Here is a 614-nt window from a genome sequence, read left to right on the forward strand (position 1 = left end):
CTGCACTATCTGGAAAATGAAGTGAAGCGCGGCCAGTGACGTGTCGGCAGCAATTCTCAGCCGACGCCAGACCATCGGACTGACTCCATGAACTGCTATTTTGATGACGTAGATCTTCATAGTCAGCAGGTATTGTTATGAAATGATGGTGGTTATTTTAACCCCTGTAGATGGCATCATTCGATGGCTGCCCCGAGGTTTTTCATGCTCTCCTATCAGGCCCTTAGCAACAGAGACTGGACTGGCCGGCACCGAATCCAGACCTCGGCATCAGTAAACAGCATCTGTCTTCTGAAAAGCGCTCTGGACATCGCCTTCAATGAAGAAGGGAAACAAATTCAGGGTTTAATTTTGCTTCTGCTGACTGAATGATGATGGGCAGCAAGTGCAATATCCCACATAAATCCAGTCAACTCACGAGCCACCGCCGTAATGGCTACTTGTGATTTTTTCCCTTTTGCTGTCAGACTTCGGTAACGAGAACACAATCGTTGTTGAGCTTTCCATGCAATATCTTTGGAATATTGTGTTACAGAATCCGGTCGGTAATATATAAGCCATGCACCAACTTTTGCAGGTGTACGATAAGACCAGGCGGCTTCGTAAAGCAGACG

1 protein-coding gene and 1 pseudogene are annotated in these 614 nt (G+C 46.9%); both read right to left on the reverse strand.

Features of this window, described 5'->3' with window-relative positions:
- Nucleotides 1-120: plasmid pRiA4b ORF-3 family protein (locus RTW80_RS26875; protein WP_223714378.1), on the reverse strand; the 120-nt coding region annotated here is incomplete at its 3' end.
- Nucleotides 121-345: 225 nt separating this feature from the next.
- A pseudogene (locus RTW80_RS26880) lies at nt 346-614 on the reverse strand (IS110 family transposase); the annotation flags it as partial.

Origin of the sequence: Escherichia sp. AM3 (genome assembly GCF_032029835.1) — a bacterium.
Classification (GTDB): domain Bacteria; phylum Pseudomonadota; class Gammaproteobacteria; order Enterobacterales; family Enterobacteriaceae; genus Escherichia; species Escherichia coli.